A 16,263-nucleotide genomic window follows, 5' to 3' on the forward strand; every position below is an offset into this window, starting at 1 on the left:
CCGGCCGTTCCTGTACCAGCCGTCGACGCAAGGAGGGGCCCATGGAACTGCAGGGCATCAAGTGGAACGAGCAGGCGCGGGAAAAGATCCTGCTGGATGCCGACCGGGCACTGCAGGAAGCGGTCCGGGAGGCGGCTTCATCGCTGTCCGGATCCGGTAAGGACAAGGTGTACGAATTCCTGTTCGAGAAGCTGAAGGGCCAGTTCGTGGACTTCCAGCCGGGCCCGGACCTCACCAAGTACGCGGAGGCCGTGGCCGCCGGGGAAGTCGAATAAGGGGAACGGCTCAGTTGCCCGCTGCCGGTCCTGCTTCCGTTTGCAGGACCGGCAGCGGCTTTCCTGGCCACGGTCTGAGGCGCTTCCGGTGAACCGGCAGCGCCAGCTTAAAACGGATACGGGGCGATGTCCGGGCGCATGGTGAGCCACTGGATTTCGGTGAAGGACTCCATGTTGGCGTGGTGGCCGCCGATCCGTGAGCCGTTGCCCGAATCCTTCATGCCGCCGAATGGCGAATTGGCTTCGTCCGACACGGTCTGCTCATTGATGTGGACCTTGCCGGAGTCCAGCTGGTCGGCAATGGTCATGGCCATGCCGACATCGCCCAGGATGCCGATGGACAGGCCGTATTCGCTGTCGTTGGCCAGGGCCACTGCCTCCTCCACGGTGGAGAAGCTGGTTACCGGGGCCACGGGACCGAAGATTTCATCCTTCCAGGCCGGACTGTCCTGCTTGAGGTCCACCAGTACGGTGGGCTGGTAGAAGCGTCCATCGTGGGTACCGCCGGCCGCCACGCGGGCGCCGCCCTTCACTGCCTCCTGGACGATGCCGTCCACGCGGTGCAGCTGCCGCTCATCGATGACCGGTCCCAGCGCCACGGTGCCGCTCTTTGGGTCACCGACCGGAAGGTGGGCGGCCTTTTCCGACAGCGCGGCAACGTAGTCGTCGTAGATGTCCTCGTGCACGATATGACGGCCCGCGGCCATGCAGATCTGGCCCTGGTGCATGAACGATCCGAACGCGGCGGCTGACGCGGCCTTGGCCAGGTCCGCACCCGGCAGCACGATCAGTGCGTTGTTGCCGCCAAGCTCCAGGTGGGCACGCTTGAGCAGGCGTCCGGCGGTCTCGCCGATCTTCCGCCCGGCCGCCGTCGAACCCGTAAAGGCGATGACGCGAACTTCCGGCGCCTCCACCACGGCCGCACCGATGTCCGCGCCGCCGGGCAGCAGCGACAGCAGCCCCGGCGGGAGGCCGGCCTCCTCGAAGATCCGCATGAGGGTGACGCCGCCGCAGACAGCGGTCCGGGGATCCGGTTTGAGCAGCACGGCGTTCCCCAGCGCCAGGGCAGGGGCGACGGCGCGGATGGAGAGGATCAGTGGGAAGTTGAACGGCGCGATCACGGAGACGACGCCCACGGGGCGGCGCCTGGCAAAGGACCAGCGGTTCTCGTTGGAGGTGAGCACATCCCCGGCCGGCAGCGAGGGCAGCGCCGAGGCGTCGTAGCATTCGTTCGCGGCAATGTGGATTTCCAGCCCTGCCTTGGGCGCAATGCCGCCGGATTCCCGGACGATCCAGTCCTGGACCTCCGCGGCGTGCTCCTCCCAGAGCTGGCCGGCGCGGCGCAGCACGGCGGCGCGCTCCTCCGGGTTGCGCGCGGCCCAGTCCTTTTGGGCCTTCCCAGCCGCGGTGGCAGCTTCCCGGACGTCCTCGACGGAGGCGACCCCGTAGTTGCCCAGCTGGGCGCCGGTGGCCGGTTCAACGCTGGTTCCGGTTCCGCCGCCGCCCTTGCGCCAGCCGTTGAGGTATATGTTGCCGTCCCAGGGGGCGGAATCGAGGAGGGACATCAGTGTCCTTTCGTCGTGAACTGCCGCGACTCAATGTCACGGACGGGCGGATGCCGGAACACCGCCCAATCAATGGTGGTGCCTTTACCTTCGCCGCCATGTTCATGCGCCGTCAACTATGGTTCCCTGACCGAGCTTGCGAGGTTAGGGCAAGGCTGGGTGGGGCCACGGCCGCCGGGTTCCCTGACCGAGCTTGCGAGGTTAGGGCAAGGCTGGGGAGAAGTGCCGTTCGATAAGGCCCTTGATGTCCTCGTGGCAGCCGCCGCAGCCGGTGCCCGCGCGGGTGGCCTTCGAAACCTCCGCAACAGTGGCACAGCCATCGGAGACCGCAGCCGTAATGGCAGCCCCGCTCACGCCGGCACACCGGCACACGGTTCCGGCGGGATCCACCGGGCCGGCGCCCGGCAGCTGGTCCGGACCGTCCAGGCGGAGGAGCAGCGACCGGTCCGCGGGCAGTTCAGCCCCACGTTCAAAGAGCCCCACCAGCTCGGCAGCCGTCCTCGGCATGCCCACTGCCACCAGTCCTTCCAGGACGCCCCCACGCGTGGTCATTTTGACGTACCGGCCGTGCTCCGGATCTGCCCACTGCGAGACCTGCAGGCGGGGCCGGCCGGTGGCTGCCCCGGCCGTGAGAATCTCCTCGTCCCAGGGATCGGCGGAGTTGTCGCCGGCCACGGCCATGTTCATTCCACGGGCCTTCAAGACCACCACGCCGGGCTGCTCCGGCGGCAGGGCGGGCAGCAGCTCGGCTTCCGCGGCTGCCCCTTCGGCCAGCAGGGTGAGGTAGCCGGCCAGCCACTCTGCCTGCCGCCAGCCCGGCCCCACCAGCCCCGACGGACCCTTGGCATTGCGGCACCCCGCGCAGCCCGGGTCCGGGCAGCGGACCTCGGCGCAGTCGCCGATGGCAAAAATGTGCGGTTCGTGGTGCGCCCGCAACCGGTGGTCCACCAGGATGCCGGTACCGGTGGACAGCCCGCATCCTTCGGCCAGTTCGGTCCGGGGACGGACACCGCACGAAATGACCAGGAGGTCGCCGTCAATCGCGGACCCGTCATCGAGCAGCAAAGCCGAGAAGCCGCCGTCGGGCCCGTTGTGCTCCACCCCCGTGGAACGTGCGTTGGCGGCCACCCGTACGCCGCACCGCCGCAGCCCCGCGGCAAGGACCGCTCCGCCGCCGCGGTCGATGCTCCTGCCCAGCGGGTGCGGGCCGTTGTGGACCACCGTCACGGTGGCGCCCTCCTCCGCCGCTGCCAACGCCGTTTCCAGCCCCAGCACCCCGCCGCCCAGCACCACCACCCGCTTGCCGCCGTCCACCGCCTTCCGCAGCACAGCGGCGTCGCTCAGGTCCCGCAGCGCCGTAACGCCCGCGGGAAGGACCGGGGTAGCGGGATCCGGGTTGATGCCGGTGAGGTTGGGGATCACCGGGCGGGACCCGGTGGCGAAGACCAGCCGGTCGTAGTGGACCATGAACCCGTCCGAGAGCAGGACCTGCTGCCGCGCCCGGTCCACGCGCTTCACCCGCATGCCCAGGCGGACGTCCACGCCCTCCTCGGCCAGCCCGGCCGCGTCAGCAAGTGCCAGGGCGTCTGCAGTGGTCCGGCCGACCCCGAGATCCGCCACGAGCACGCGGTTGTAGGCGGCATCGGCTTCCGCGCCCACCACCGTGAGCCGGATCCGGCCTCCGCGCACGGCGGGCAGCAGCTCATCCACCAGCCTGGCGGCTACGGGGCCGAATCCCACGATGACAATCTGCTCGCTCATGAGGCCTCCGTCGTTTGCAGCATGCGGGCGGAATCGGGTGCGGCCACCGGCCGGACCCACACGGTGTTGAACTTGAATTCGGGCATTCCGGAGACGGGATCGGTGGCCGCTTCGGTCAGCCGGTTGGCGCTTTCGGAACCCGGAAAATGGAAGGGCAGGAAAACCGTCTCGGGGCGGATTGCCGTGCTCAGCTCCGCCCGGCACACCACCTCGCCGCGGCTGTTGGCCACGGAGACCAATGATCCCTCGGCGATGGCCATCGCTTCCGCTGCCGCGGGGTGGAGCTGCACTTTCGCCTCGGGCTGGGCGGCGAGGAGCTCCGCCACGCGCCGGGTCTGGGCACCGGACTGGTAGTGCTCCAGGAGCCGGCCGGTGATGAGGGTCATTTCCTTTGCAGCGGGTCCGGGGCTGACAGCGGGCGTACGACGGCGGCGCGGCGCCACCGGGACCAGCTGCGCCTTGCCGTCGGGGTGCGCAAAGCGGTCGGTGAACAGCCGCGGCGTTCCGGAACTGCCGGCCGGGTACGGCCAGTAGGCGGGCTCGCCGCGGTCCAGCATGGCGTAGTCGATGCCTGAATAATCAGCGAGGCCACCGGCGGAGGCGAGCCGCAGCTCCTCGAAGACCGTCTCCGGGTCCTCGCTGTAGGTGGAGGGTGCGTCCAACCGCTCGGCCAGGCGGGCCATGATCCACAGTTCGCTCCGGGCGCCGGGGGGCGGGGAGACGGCGCGACGGCGGCGCAGCACGCGTCCTTCCAAGTTGGTCAGGGTGCCGTCCTCTTCGGCCCACTGCAGCACGGGCAGGATCAGGTCCGCTTCCGCGGCGGTTTCGGACAGGAGGAAGTCGCAGACCACCAGGAAGTCCAGGCTGCGCAGCCCAGCGATCACGGCATTCGCATCGGGTGCCGCCACCGCAATGTTGGAGGCATGGACGAAGAGGCACCGGACGCCGTCGGGCTTTCCCAATGACTTCAGCAGCTGCACGGCCGGCAGGCCGGGGCCGGGGATCAGGTCCTCGGGGACACCCCAGACGGCGGCGACGTGCGCGCGGGCGGCAGGGTCGGTGATTTTGCGGTAGCCCGGAAGCTGGTCCGCCTTCTGGCCGTGTTCGCGGCCGCCCTGGCCATTGCCCTGGCCGGTGAGGGTGCCGTAGCCGCTGCGGGCGGACCCGGGCAGGCCCAGCAGGAGGCTGAGGTTGATGGCGGCGGTGGCGGTGTCGGTGCCGTCGACATGCTGTTCCACCCCGCGGCCCGTGAGGATGTAGCTCCCGCCCGCCCGGGCTCCGGCCGCAAGCATGCGGGCCGTCAGCCGGATCAGCTCCGCCGGGACGCCGGTGATCGACTGGACGCGTTCGGGCCAGAAGGCGTTGACGCTGCGGACCACGGCGCTGTAGCCGGAAGTGCGCTCCTGGACGTAGGCGCTGTCCACGAGGTTCTCGTGGATGACCACGTGGGAGAGGCCGAGCAGCAGGGTGAGGTCTGTGCCGGGCAGCGGCTGGAGGTGGAGTCCGCCGCCATCTGCCGTGAAGGCTGCGGTGGCGGAACGGCGTGGATCCACCACGACCAATCCGCCGGCGTCGCGGGCGCCCTTGAGGTGCTGCACGAACGGCGGCATGGTCTCGGCAACGTTCGAACCGAGCAGCAGGATGGTGCTGGCGGTGTCCAGCGCCTCGACCGGGAAGGGCAGGCCGCGGTCCACGCCGAAGGCCCGCATCCCGGCAGCCGCCGCGGAGGACATGCAGAACCTGCCGTTGTAGTCGATGCGGGACGTGCCGAGGGCCAGCCGGGCGAACTTGCCCAGCATGTAGGCCTTCTCGTTGGTGAGTCCACCGCCGCCGAACACGCCCACGGCGTCCGCACCGTACCGGGCGCAGGCGTCCTTCACTGCCCGGGCCGCGAGGTCCAGGGCGTGGTCCCAGCCGATGGGGCGGTGCACGCCGTCGGGACCCTTCAGCAGGGGCTCAGTGATCCTGCCCGCGTGGTTCAGCAGCGACGGCGAGGTCCAGCCCTTGCGGCACAGGCCGCCGCGGTTGGTGGGGAAGTCCCGGCCGGCAACCTCCAGGGCAGGTGCCGGGTTGGATGCAGGCCCGGGCGTGGAACGGGGTGCCGGCGCGGGGCCCGGCCCCGGTTGGGCAGCCGGTGCCAGGCCCGCGGTGGGCGTGAGCGTCATGGCGCACTGCAGGGCGCAGTAGGGGCAGTGCGTGTCGGCGCTTGCGGGCATGCTAGATGTGTCCCATCGCGTTCCGGCCCGCCTTGCGGATGTAGCAGGCCCAGCAGACCACCAGCATCAGGACATACGCGCCGACGAACCCGTAGAAGGCGGGGGTGTAGGAACCGCTGGCGCTGCTGGAGGCGTTCAGGACCTGGGGGATGACGAAGCCGCCGTAGGCCCCGATAGCGGAGATCAGGCCGAGGGCAGAGGACGCCAGCCGCTGCGTGGCCACGGAGCTTGCGCCCTTGCGCGCGGCCCGGCTGGAGGTGGCGAAGATGACCGGAATCATCCGGTAGGTGGCGCCGTTGCCGAAGCCGCTGGCAGTGAACAGCATCAGGAACAGGACCAGGAAGAGCAGGAAGTTCTTCAGCGGCAGCGTCCAGACCATGGTCAGCGTGATTACGGCCATGGCGGCGAAGGCCGAAACGGTCATCCGGGCTCCGCCCATGCGGTCCGCCATGCGTCCGCCGTAGGGGCGGGCCAGCGAGCCCACCAGGGGGCCCAGGAAGGCGAGCGAGAGGGCCACGGTTCCCACGCCGATGGTGGAGAACCCGGGGAAGTAGTCCTTGATCAGCTTGGGGAACACGCCGGCGAAACCGATGAAGGAACCAAACGTCCCGATGTACAGCAGCGCCATGATCCACAGGTGCGGTTCCTTGAGCGCCGCCACCGATCCGGCCACGTCGCCCTTGGCGCTGGTGAGGTTGTTCATGTATTTGAAGGCCCCAAAGGCTGCCAGCAGGATGAAGGGAACCCACATCCAGCCGGCCATGGGAAGGTTCACGGTGCCGGCGGCCAGCAGGGTGATCACAATGGGAACGGCAAGCTGTGCGACGGCGGCACCGAGGTTTCCGCCCGCGGCGTTCAAGCCCAGCGCCCAGCCCTTTTCCCGGGCCGGGTAGAAGAAGGTGATGTTGGCCATGGAGCTGGCAAAGTTTCCGCCGCCGAAGCCGGCCAGGGCCGCCACAAGGAGCATGACGCCGAATGGGGTCTCCGGGTTGGAGACGCAGAGGGCCAGCCCGGTGGAGGGGATCAGGAGCAGCAGGGCGGACACAATGGTCCAGTTCCGGCCGCCGAAGCGGGGGACCATGAACGTGTAGGGAATGCGGAGCGTGGCGCCCACCAGGCTGGGCATGGAGATGAGCCAAAAGATCTCCGACGTGGAGAAGGTGAAGCCGGCGGCGGGAAGCTGGACCACCACGATGGACCAGAGCTGCCAGACCACGAAGCCCAGGAACTCGGCGAAGATGGACCAGTTCAGGTTCCGGCGTGCGATGGCGCGGCCCGCGGTTTCCCACTGCTCCTTGTTCTCCGCATCCCAGTTGGCGATCCAGCGGCCGGGGCGGAATTCAAGGGCAGGTGAGTCTGTGGCGCGGGCAGGGCCGGGCTGTACGCCGGTTTCGACAGTGCGGTCAACAGTCACGGTTTACCTCCTTCGGGGATGGGGTTTCCTCAAACCTAGGGATGGCTCGTTTCGTGGACAGTCGATGTGTGTTAACGCGCTGTGACTTTTGCCTATCCGGCACAGTCAGGCGGCGTGAGGCGCCGGGGAACAGCCGGATTGTGAGACGGACAACACCCGTCCGGATGCTGGACGTTTCGTCCATTGACTGGACGGAGGCAAGTAAGATCGAACTCTAACTATTCGAGCCGGGTGGCAGTCCTGCCTGTGCCCGGCCGGTCTCACGAAAGCGCTTACCTATGTCATCCACCGATACCACCGCGCTGCCAGGTGCACACCAGCCGGTGAACTCCCGCGGCCGCGTCATCGTGGCCAGCCTGATCGGCACCACAGTGGAGTTTTACGACTTCTACGTCTACGCCACCGCCGCCGTCCTCGTCTTCCCGAAGCTCTTTTTCCCCAGCGCGAACGAAACCACGCAGCTGCTGAGCTCCTTTGCCGTGTTTGGCGTGGCCTTCATCGCCCGCCCCCTCGGCTCCATCATCTTCGGGCACTTCGGTGACAAGTTTGGCCGCAAGGGCACGCTGGTGGCTTCGCTGCTGACCATGGGTATCGCCACGTTCCTCATCGGCTGCCTTCCCACCGCGCTGGTTCCGGGCTGGGAGTTCCTGGCGCCGGCCCTGCTGGTGGTCATGCGCTTCGCCCAGGGCCTGGCGCTCGGCGGCGAATGGAGCGGGGCCGCGCTGCTGGCCACCGAAAATGCTCCCGCCAACAAGCGCGCCATCTACGGCACCTTCCCGCAGCTCGGCGCCCCGATCGGCTTCATCATCGCCAACGTCATCTTCCTGGTGGCAAGCTACACCCTGGCGCCGGAGGCCTTCGCGGCATGGGGCTGGCGCGTGCCGTTCCTGCTCAGCGCCGTCATGGTCATCATCGGCCTGTACGTCCGCCTCAAGCTGATCGAAACCCCGGCCTTCACCAAGGTCCTGGAGTCCAACGAGGTCGCCAAGCTGCCGCTGGGCCGCGTCTTCAAGACCAGCTGGCGCCAGCTGATCCTGGGTACCTTCATCATGCTGGCCACCTACGTGCTCTTCTACCTGATGACAACGTTCACGCTCACCTACGGCACCAAGCCAACCCTGGAAGGCGCCAAGGCCGCAGCCGAAAAGGCCGGCAAACCGATGAGCGAAGCCGCCGCCGCCGCGTTCGTCCCCGGCCTTGGCTACAGCCGCAACGACTTCCTCTGGATGCTGATTGCCGGCGTCGTCTTCTTCGGCATCTTCACCCTTGTCTCCGGACCGCTGGCGGAAAAGTTCGGCCGCCGCAAGATGCTCCTCGCAGTCACTGCCGGGATCTTCGTCTTCGGCCTGCTGTTCGTTCCGCTGTTCAGCGGCGGCTTCGTGGGCACCATGGGCCTGCTGATCCTCGGGTTCTCGCTCATGGGCCTCACCTTCGGCCCGATGGGGGCGCTGCTGCCCGAACTGTTCCCCACCAACGTGCGGTACACCGGATCCGCCATCAGCTACAACTTCTCCAGCATCCTGGGTGCAGCAGTGGCGCCGTTCATCGCGGTGGCCCTCTGGGAAGCTGCCAAGGGCAGCCCGGTCCTGGTCGGGGTCTACCTGACCTCGATGGCGGTGCTCACCTTGATCGCGCTGTTCCTCACCCGCGAAACCCGGGACGTGGACTACGAGAACAACGTGGCCTGACGCCCTGGGTGCAGTCCGGCCCGGTTAGTGGCTGAGATGCCCGGCCCCGCCCCCGCAATAACGGGGTTGGTGCCGGGCATCTGCCTTAAGTGCCGGAGGTAACCGGGCAGGAACGCACGACGGCGGGCTGCCGCGGCTTGGGAGGTTGGGGCTCAGCGGGCGTAGCGGGCCACGAAGTTCTTCAGCACGGCCATGGGCTCGGTGACGGTGAATTGCCGTGCCGCCGCCATGAGTTCCTCCGCGGACTCCGGCGGGAAGTAGCCGGCATGCCGGTAGATGTCGATCCGGGTCACCAGCCCGTCGGTGTCCAGCTCCGGGTGGAACTGGGTGGCGTAAAGGTTGGTCTTGACGCGGAACATGTGGACGGGGCAGGAGGCCGCCCGCGCCAGCAGCACAGCGTGCGGGGGCAGCGAGCTGACAGCTTCCTTGTGCCCGGTGAAGGCTGTGAAGGTTTGGGGCATTCCCTGCAGGATGGGGTCCTGCAGTCCCTCCTCAGTCAGTTCCACCTGCACCGCGCCCAGCGGCTCGCCGTAGGTCCGGTCGATCACGGCGCCCTGGTGGCTCCCGAGCGTGCCGACTCCGTAGCAGGCGCCGAGGAACGGGAAGTCAAGGTCCACCAGCTGGTCCAGGAGCGCTGCCAACTCCTGCTCCACGCGGTGCTGGACAGGGCTCTTGTGCTCCGGCGGGTCGCTGGAGGTGAAGGGGCTGCCGCCGACGATCACGCCGGAGTACTTTGAAAGGTCCAGCGAGGGCAGGGGAGCGGCTTCGAGCCGGACGCGGACCAGTTCCCGTTCTTCAAGCCCGCCGTACCTCAGGTAGGCGGCGTACTCATCCTCCGCGGCGGCATCCTCCGCACGGGAGGCCAGGAGCAGGAAAGGCAGCATGAGTAAAGTCTGCATCCTGGCGGCTGCACCTGCCAGCACCACGCCTGCCGGCACCAGGACTGCACCCGCCGGGTCGGGCTGTTTGCGTTCAGGCTATGTGCCGGCCCAGGTTAGATGCGGGCTCAGGCCGGCGGTTGCGTCAGCGACCGGCGGGACTGGGGCCGGGCCGCCGGGTCCGCGTGGCGGTGCAGCAGCTTCCAGTAGCCCTCCTCGCGCCGGAAGATGCTGGTCACGCGCAGGGCGAACTCCTCCGTGGCTGCAGCCCCGTCCAGCCGTGCCCGGAAATGCTCTGTCTCCACCAGGTAGGCAGTGTCGCGCGCCGTGTAGGAGGTCACGGTGTCGAAGCCCAGCATCTCGCCGTCGCGGAACTGGCGTGCCGCCTGGTCCAACCGGGCTTCCACCTGGGCCCAGCCGCGGGCGATCCCGCCGAACGGGTTTGCCAGCGTGACGTCATCCAGCCGGGAGTACAGTTCCTTGATTGGAGCCGCATTGCCGCGGGTGATCTCGGGAACCGCTTGGTGGTAGCGGTCCACTTCTTCCTGGAAACTTGGTGCGAGCATGGCTCCCGGGCCGCCTTCTAGTCCTCGATGGTGGCGATGATGGCGCCCGCGGACACCGTCTCGCCGGCCGTTGCGGTCAGGCCCGTGATGGTGCCGGAACGGTGTGCGGTGAGCGGCTGCTCCATCTTCATGGCCTCGAGGACCACCACCAGGTCGCCTTCGGACACCACGTCGCCGTGCGTCACAGCCACCTTCACAATGGTTCCCTGCATGGGGGAGGTCAGCGCATTGCCGGTGGCGGCGGCGGGACCAGCAGAGCGGGAGCGCTTCTTGGACTTGCCCGGCTTGCCCGTCGCAGCCGCTGCCGTTCCCGGCGTCCCCAGGGACGCGGGAAGGACCACCTCAAGGCGCTTGCCGCCTACCTCCACCACCACGCGCTGGCGGTCTTCGCCGGAGCCTTCGCCGTCAACGGTCCCCTCAGGGGTCCATGCGGGCAGGTTGTTGCTGAATTCGGTTTCGATCCACCGGGTGTGGACCTTGAAGGGGCCTTCGGCGGGTGCGAACGCAGGGTCCGAGACGACAGCGAGGTCGAACGGGATGACGGTGGGGATGCCCTCCACCACCATCTCCTCCAGGGCGCGGCGGGCACGCTGCAGGGCCTGCGGGCGGCTGGCGCCGGTGATGATGAGCTTGGACAGCATGGAATCGAAGTTTCCGCTGATCACGTCGCCCTGCTCCACGCCGGAGTCCACGCGGACACCGGGGCCGGTGGGGTTTTTCAGGACGCGGAGGGTGCCGGGGGCGGGCAGGAAGTTCCGGCCCGGGTCCTCACCGGTGATGCGGAATTCGATGGAGTGGCCGCGCACCTCGGGGTCGCCGTAGCCCAGTTCCTCGCCGCGGGCCAGCCGAAACTGCTCGCGGACCAGGTCGATGCCGGTCACTTCCTCGGAGACGCAGTGCTCCACCTGGAGGCGGGTGTTGACCTCAAGGAAGGAAATGGTTCCATCCTGGCCAACCAGGAATTCGCAGGTGCCTGCGCCCAGGTAGCCGGCCTCTTTCAGGATGGCCTTGGACGATTCGTACAGCTTGCGGTTCTGGTCCTCAGTGAGGAACGGGGCCGGGGCCTCCTCCACGAGTTTCTGGTTTCGCCGCTGGAGCGAGCAGTCGCGGGTGGACACCACCACGACGTTGCCGTGCGAATCGGCCAGGCACTGGGTCTCCACATGGCGCGGGGCGTCCAGGAAGCGCTCGATGAAGCATTCGCCGCGGCCGAAGGCTGCCGTGGCCTCGCGGACGGCGGACTCGTACAGTTCGGGGATTTCTTCCCGGGTACGGGCCACCTTGATGCCGCGCCCGCCGCCGCCGAAAGCGGCCTTGATGGCCACGGGCAGGCCGTGCTGGTCAACGAAGTCCAGGACCTCCTGCGCGGACTCAACGGGATCGGCCGTGCCGGGCACCAGCGGGGCACCCACCTTTTCGGCGATGTGCCGGGCCTGGACTTTGTCGCCCAAGGCGGAGATCGCCTCGGGGGAGGGGCCGATCCAGGTGATGCCGGCCTCGATCACCCGGGCGGCGAACTGGGCGTTTTCCGCCAGGAAGCCGTAGCCGGGGTGGATGGCGTCGGCGCCGGACTGGCGGGCGGCCTCGATGATCTTGTCCATCACCAGGTAGGACTCGGCGGCGGTGGTGCCGCCCAAGGCATAGGCCTCGTCAGCGAGCCGGACATGCAGGGCATCGCGGTCCGGGTCAGCGTAGACGGCGACGGAGGCGAGGCCTTCGTCCCGGGCCGCCCGGATAATGCGCACGGCGATTTCGCCGCGGTTGGCGATCAGCACCTTTGTGAGGCTCGGCTGCGTGGTTCCTGCGGACTGCTCCAAATTTGCTGACAAGGCGTCTCCTTCTTTCCTTCAGGGAGCCTAGCGCGGTTTTGAGGGTTCCGCCGATATTACTTGCGGAATCCGCGTGTGCAGCAGCCTTCCTTTGTAGGGAAGCTACAAGGAGGTCTGAAAACCGCCGGTCTTAGCGCGGCGGCCAGAGGTCCGTGATCCGCACATTGGCGGCAGCGAGCAGCCCGCGCAGGGTGGAGACGGAAAGGCCGACGACGGCGTGCGGGTCGCCGTCGACCTTCCGGATAAAGGCCCCGCCCAGGCCGTCGATAGTGAAGGAACCCGCACAGTGCAGCGGTTCACCGGTGGCGATGTAGGCGTCGATCTCTGCCGGTTCCATGTCCAGGAAGGAAACTTCGGCGGAGGCGACCGCCCCGAGCGTGGCGCCCGAGCCGCGGCCGCCGTTGCCGTCGTCGTCCGTGTCCCTGCAGTCCACCAGCCAGTGGCCCGTGTGCAGCACGCCCGCCCTGCCGCTCATCCGCAGCATCCGCTCGCGGGCGACGTCGGCGGTGTAGGGCTTGCCGTGGGCCTCGCCGTCGAACTCGAAGACGGAGTCGCAGCCCAGCACCAGCGCACCTTCCGCCTCCGGCAGCGACGCCACGGCCTCAGCCTTCGCCCGGGCCAGCAGCAGCGCGGTGTCATGCGGGTCGGTGACACCATACCGTTCCTGGACGGCGGCTTCGTCGACGTCGGACACCAGCACGGTGTGCCGGATACCGGCCTCGGCCAGGAGCTTGGTGCGGGCGGGGGACTGGGAGGCGAGGATCAGATGGAGCACGGCTTCAGCCTAGTGGACCAGCTCGCCGGCAACCGGTGCAGCCTGGCCGCGGTTGAGCTTGGCGCCCTCCACGTCAACGTCCGGCAGGATCCGGTCCAGCCAGCGCGGCAGCCACCAGGACCTGGCGCCCAGCAGGTACATCACGGCCGGGACGATGGTCATGCGGACCACGAAGGCGTCGAACAGGACGCCGAAGGCCATCGCGAAGCCCAGCGGCCGGACCATGGTGAGGTGGCTGAAGATGAAGCCGGAGAACACGCTCACCATGATGATCGCCGCGGCCGTAACCACAGCTGCCGCGTGCCGGAAGCCCACACGGACTGCCTCCTTGGCGGATGATCCGTGCATGTAGGCCTCGCGCATGCCGGAGGCGATGAACACCTGGTAGTCCATGGCCAGGCCGAACAGCACGCCGATCAGGATGATGGGCAGGAAGCTGAGCACCGCCCCGGGGTTGGCCACGTCGAAGACGTTCCCCAGCCAGCCCCACTGGTACACGGCCACCACGGCGCCGAAGGCCGCCGAAAGGGACAGCAGGAAGCCGCCCGTGGCCAGCAGCGGCACCACGATGGAGCGGAACACCAGCAGCAGCAGGACCAGGGAAAGGCCGACGACGATCGCCAGGTAAGGCGGCAGGGCGTCACCAAGCTTCGTGGAGACGTCCACGTTGCCGGCGGTCTGCCCGGTCAGGCCCATGGCGACGTCGTAGTCGGCCTTGATGTCGCCGTTGAGCCCGCGCAGTTCGGAGACTACCTTGACCGTACTGGCGCTGGCCGGGCCCTCCTTCGGGATGACCTGGAACACGGCGGTGCGGCGGTCTTCGCTGAGCGCCACCGGCACGGCGGCCACCACGTTGTCCACGGCACGGAGCTTGTCCGCGATGTCATACTGCAGCTTCTGCGCCTGGGTTGCGTCCAGGTTTGCGGGGAACTCGCCCACCGCCACGATGGGTCCGGTGACGCCTTCACCGAAGCTGCGCGCGGTCAGGTCGTAGGCCTGGTAGGCCTCGGACTCCACGGGTTCGGAGCCGCCGTCGGGCAGGGCCAGCTGCAGCTGGGTAGCTGGCAGGGCGAGGGTGCCCAGCAGGAGGACGCCGGCAATAAGCGCCACCCACGGGTGCTTGGTGACCAGGCCGCCCCAACCGTGGGTGCTGCGTTCGCGGTCGAGCGCAAGGTCGCTGGCTTCGTGGCCCGGTTCAGCGTTGTGGGCCTCCGACTTGGCCCAGGCCCGCTTGGAGATGATGCGCCGGCCGATCAGGGACAGCATGGCGGGGGTCAGGGTGATGGCGACCAGGACCGCAACGGCCACGGTTCCGGCTGCTGAAAGGCCCATGACGGTGAGGAACGGCAGGCCGGGAACCACCAGGGCTGCGAGGGCGATGATCACCGTGAGGCCGGCGAAGACCACCGCGTTGCCGGATGTGCCGTTGGCCCGGGCCACGGACTCTTCAGGGTCCATGCCAGCCAGGAGCTGGGTCCGGTGCCGGTTGACGATGAACAGGGAGTAGTCGATGCCCACGGCGAGGCCCAGCATGAGGGCCAGCATGGGGGAGATGGAGCTCATGTCGAACAGGCCCGAGAGCGCGAACGTAATGCCGACACCCACGCCGACGCCCATGATGGCCATCAACAGCGGAAGCCCGGCGGCAATCAGCGTTCCCAGCATGAGGATGAGGACCAATGCGGCCACTGCGATGCCGACGATTTCCGCGGTACCGAAGAGGGCCGAGATGTCCTCGGTGATCTCCTTGCTCGCGAATGCCGTCACGCCGGCCGAGGAGGTTTCGTGGGCGATCTGCTGCACCTGCTTGCGGACCGTTGGGGCCAGTCCGTTGATGGACGTGTTGAACTGCACCTGGGCCACGGCCGCCTTGTTGTCCTCGGAAACGAAGCGGATCGCGGAGGCTGCCTGGGCCTGGCGCTTGCCGAGTTCCAGCTTGGCCTTATTGGCCTCCAGTTCCTGGGTGCCGGCGTCGAGCTTGGCCTGCCCGGCCGCCAGCGCCGCCTTCTGCTGGCCCAGCTGGGCCTCAATCAGTGCTGCCGGCGCTCCCGCCGCGGTGAGCTGCTGCTCGGCGGCCGCAAGCTGCGCCTTGCCGGCCTCCAGCTGTGTCCGGGAGGCGTCAAGCTGGGCCTGGCCGGCGGCCAGCTGCTGTTCGCCGTCGGTGATGGCCTTGCCGGCCTGGTCCACCTGGGCCTGGGTAGCGAACGGATCCACCGTGCCGCGGACTTCGGGGAGGGTCTGGAGCTTCTTCAGTGCGTCCGTTACGGCCGCCCGGCTCTCCGCTGTGAAGCCGCCGTCGGGCGCTTCGAAGACGATGGTGGCGCTTCCGCCGGACGCCGAGGGCAGCTCCTGCTTGAGCTTGTCCGCGATCCGCTGGGTTTCGGTTCCGGGAATCTGGAAGTTGTTGGACAGGGTGCCGTGGAAGGCCGCGGCCGAACCGCCCACGGCCACCAGCACGGCAAGCCAAAGCGAGATGACAAGCCAGCGCCGGCGGTAGGAGAACTTGCCGAGGCGGTAGAGGAGGAGTGCCATGCGGGAGAGCCGATCTGATCAGGAGGAACGGGTTGCGGATGGGAAAGCAGTGGTGTTGAAGCCTGCGCCCAGCAGGGCCATGGAGTCGATGAGCAGCTGGCGGAGCTCGTCCAGCGAAGCGGGGGATAAGTCCGGGCCGCGGCGGCTGAACCAGACCTCCATGGCTGCCTTGCCGCAGGAGATGATGGAGCCGGCCAAGGCGTGGACGTACAGCTCGTCCTGTCCGCCGGGGGTACCGGCGAGGCGTTCCCGGGCGACCGTGAAGACCTGGGTCCGGCAGTAGTCCCATGCCTCGAGTTCGGGGTAGGACATCAGCGGGCTTTGCTGCGTCAGCGTGAACAGTTCCGCCAGCGGTGCTATGGCCTTGGGGTCGGCCAGGGCCACCAGTGCGGCCTGCGCCGACTCGAGCATGGGTTCCTCTGCCGGGCGGAGGCGCAGAATCTGTATGGCCTTGTCCAGGAAGCCGTGGACGATGGACGCCAGGGCGGCGTCGGTGCTGCTGAAGTAGTTGAAGAAGGTGCGGCGTGAAATGCCCGCGGCGTCGGCGATGTCCTCCACCGTAAAGTTGCCGGGGCCCTTGGAACGAAGAAGTCCCAGCGCGGCGTCCGTGATGGCCTGGCGCGTGGCTGCCTTGTTGAGCTCCCGGCGCGATGGGGTAGCCGGCTCAGCGCCTGGCGAAGAAAGGGGTGTTGCCACAGCCCTTACACTACGTGCAACTTTGCACTGCATGCAAGTTGTGAGACTCCCGAGGACTGAAGGTCCAA

12 protein-coding genes are annotated in these 16,263 nt (G+C 68.1%); 2 read left to right on the top strand and 10 right to left on the bottom strand.

Features of this window, described 5'->3' with window-relative positions; genetic code table 11:
- The first annotated feature begins 41 nt into the window (after positions 1-41).
- Positions 42-275, top strand: a complete 234-nt coding sequence (locus tag LFT46_RS06695; protein WP_236801764.1) for a hypothetical protein — start codon at positions 42-44, stop codon at positions 273-275.
- A 107-nt stretch (positions 276-382) separates the two neighbouring features.
- Here the strand turns inward: LFT46_RS06695 and LFT46_RS06700 are convergent, their stop codons facing one another.
- From LFT46_RS06700 to LFT46_RS06715, 4 genes are all read right to left on the bottom strand, one after another.
- Positions 383-1,840, bottom strand: coding sequence for a benzaldehyde dehydrogenase (locus tag LFT46_RS06700; RefSeq protein WP_236821648.1), 1,458 nt, complete (start codon positions 1,838-1,840; stop codon positions 383-385).
- Positions 1,841-2,041: 201 nt separating this feature from the next.
- On the bottom strand, positions 2,042-3,601 hold the full coding sequence (locus LFT46_RS06705) for an FAD-dependent oxidoreductase (protein WP_236821649.1): 1,560 nt from the start codon (positions 3,599-3,601) through the stop codon (positions 2,042-2,044).
- Positions 3,598-5,817 carry a molybdopterin oxidoreductase family protein gene (locus tag LFT46_RS06710; protein ID WP_236821650.1) on the bottom strand — a complete coding sequence of 740 codons (2,220 nt, stop codon included), beginning with the start codon at positions 5,815-5,817 and terminating at the stop codon, positions 3,598-3,600. Before LFT46_RS06710 ends, LFT46_RS06705 begins: the two co-directional genes overlap by 4 nt.
- A 1-nt stretch (position 5,818) precedes the next feature.
- Positions 5,819-7,231 carry an MFS transporter gene (locus tag LFT46_RS06715; protein ID WP_236801768.1) on the bottom strand — a complete coding sequence of 471 codons (1,413 nt, stop codon included), beginning with the start codon at positions 7,229-7,231 and terminating at the stop codon, positions 5,819-5,821.
- Positions 7,232-7,509: 278 nt separating this feature from the next.
- On the opposite strand from LFT46_RS06715, the gene LFT46_RS06720 reads away from it, so the two are divergent.
- A complete protein-coding gene (locus tag LFT46_RS06720) occupies positions 7,510-8,919 on the top strand; it encodes an MFS transporter (protein WP_236821651.1) in 1,410 nt (469 codons plus the stop codon).
- A 152-nt stretch (positions 8,920-9,071) separates the two neighbouring features.
- Here the strand turns inward: LFT46_RS06720 and LFT46_RS06725 are convergent, their stop codons facing one another.
- The 6 genes from LFT46_RS06725 to LFT46_RS06750 form a co-directional block, all read right to left on the bottom strand.
- Positions 9,072-9,803 carry a glutamine amidotransferase gene (locus LFT46_RS06725; protein ID WP_236801770.1) on the bottom strand — a complete coding sequence of 244 codons (732 nt, stop codon included), beginning with the start codon at positions 9,801-9,803 and terminating at the stop codon, positions 9,072-9,074.
- Between the two features lie 122 nt (positions 9,804-9,925).
- Complete coding sequence (locus LFT46_RS06730; protein WP_236801771.1) at positions 9,926-10,363, bottom strand: YybH family protein; 438 nt, start codon at positions 10,361-10,363, stop codon at positions 9,926-9,928.
- A gap of 17 nt (positions 10,364-10,380) precedes the next feature.
- Complete coding sequence (locus tag LFT46_RS06735; RefSeq protein WP_442863678.1) at positions 10,381-12,192, bottom strand: acetyl/propionyl/methylcrotonyl-CoA carboxylase subunit alpha; 1,812 nt, start codon at positions 12,190-12,192, stop codon at positions 10,381-10,383.
- 130 nt (positions 12,193-12,322) lie between these two features.
- Complete coding sequence (locus LFT46_RS06740; RefSeq protein ID WP_236821652.1) at positions 12,323-12,967, bottom strand: Maf family protein; 645 nt, start codon at positions 12,965-12,967, stop codon at positions 12,323-12,325.
- A 9-nt stretch (positions 12,968-12,976) separates the two neighbouring features.
- Positions 12,977-15,499 carry an MMPL family transporter gene (locus tag LFT46_RS06745; RefSeq protein WP_236821653.1) on the bottom strand — a complete coding sequence of 841 codons (2,523 nt, stop codon included), beginning with the start codon at positions 15,497-15,499 and terminating at the stop codon, positions 12,977-12,979.
- Between the two features lie 18 nt (positions 15,500-15,517).
- On the bottom strand, positions 15,518-16,228 hold the full coding sequence (locus tag LFT46_RS06750; RefSeq protein ID WP_442863679.1) for a TetR/AcrR family transcriptional regulator: 711 nt from the start codon (positions 16,226-16,228) through the stop codon (positions 15,518-15,520).
- Between the last annotated feature and the right edge of the window lie 35 nt (positions 16,229-16,263).

Origin of the sequence: Arthrobacter sp. FW306-07-I (assembly GCF_021800405.1) — a bacterium.
Taxonomy (GTDB): domain Bacteria; phylum Actinomycetota; class Actinomycetes; order Actinomycetales; family Micrococcaceae; genus Arthrobacter.

What these genes read in the sequence shown, in the direction of transcription:
- LFT46_RS06745 (WP_236821653.1), bottom strand. Translation starts at nt 15,499, where the DNA reads ATGGCACTCCTCCTCTACCGCCTCGGCAAGTTCTCCTACCGCCGGCGC.
- LFT46_RS06720 (WP_236821651.1), top strand. Translation starts at nt 7,510, where the DNA reads ATGTCATCCACCGATACCACCGCGCTGCCAGGTGCACACCAGCCGGTG.
- LFT46_RS06750 (WP_442863679.1), bottom strand. Translation starts at nt 16,228, where the DNA reads ATGCAGTGCAAAGTTGCACGTAGTGTAAGGGCTGTGGCAACACCCCTT.
- LFT46_RS06695 (WP_236801764.1), top strand. Translation starts at nt 42, where the DNA reads ATGGAACTGCAGGGCATCAAGTGGAACGAGCAGGCGCGGGAAAAGATC.
- LFT46_RS06725 (WP_236801770.1), bottom strand. Translation starts at nt 9,803, where the DNA reads ATGCTGCCTTTCCTGCTCCTGGCCTCCCGTGCGGAGGATGCCGCCGCG.
- LFT46_RS06700 (WP_236821648.1), bottom strand. Translation starts at nt 1,840, where the DNA reads ATGTCCCTCCTCGATTCCGCCCCCTGGGACGGCAACATATACCTCAAC.
- LFT46_RS06710 (WP_236821650.1), bottom strand. Translation starts at nt 5,817, where the DNA reads ATGCCCGCAAGCGCCGACACGCACTGCCCCTACTGCGCCCTGCAGTGC.
- LFT46_RS06705 (WP_236821649.1), bottom strand. Translation starts at nt 3,601, where the DNA reads ATGAGCGAGCAGATTGTCATCGTGGGATTCGGCCCCGTAGCCGCCAGG.
- LFT46_RS06730 (WP_236801771.1), bottom strand. Translation starts at nt 10,363, where the DNA reads ATGCTCGCACCAAGTTTCCAGGAAGAAGTGGACCGCTACCACCAAGCG.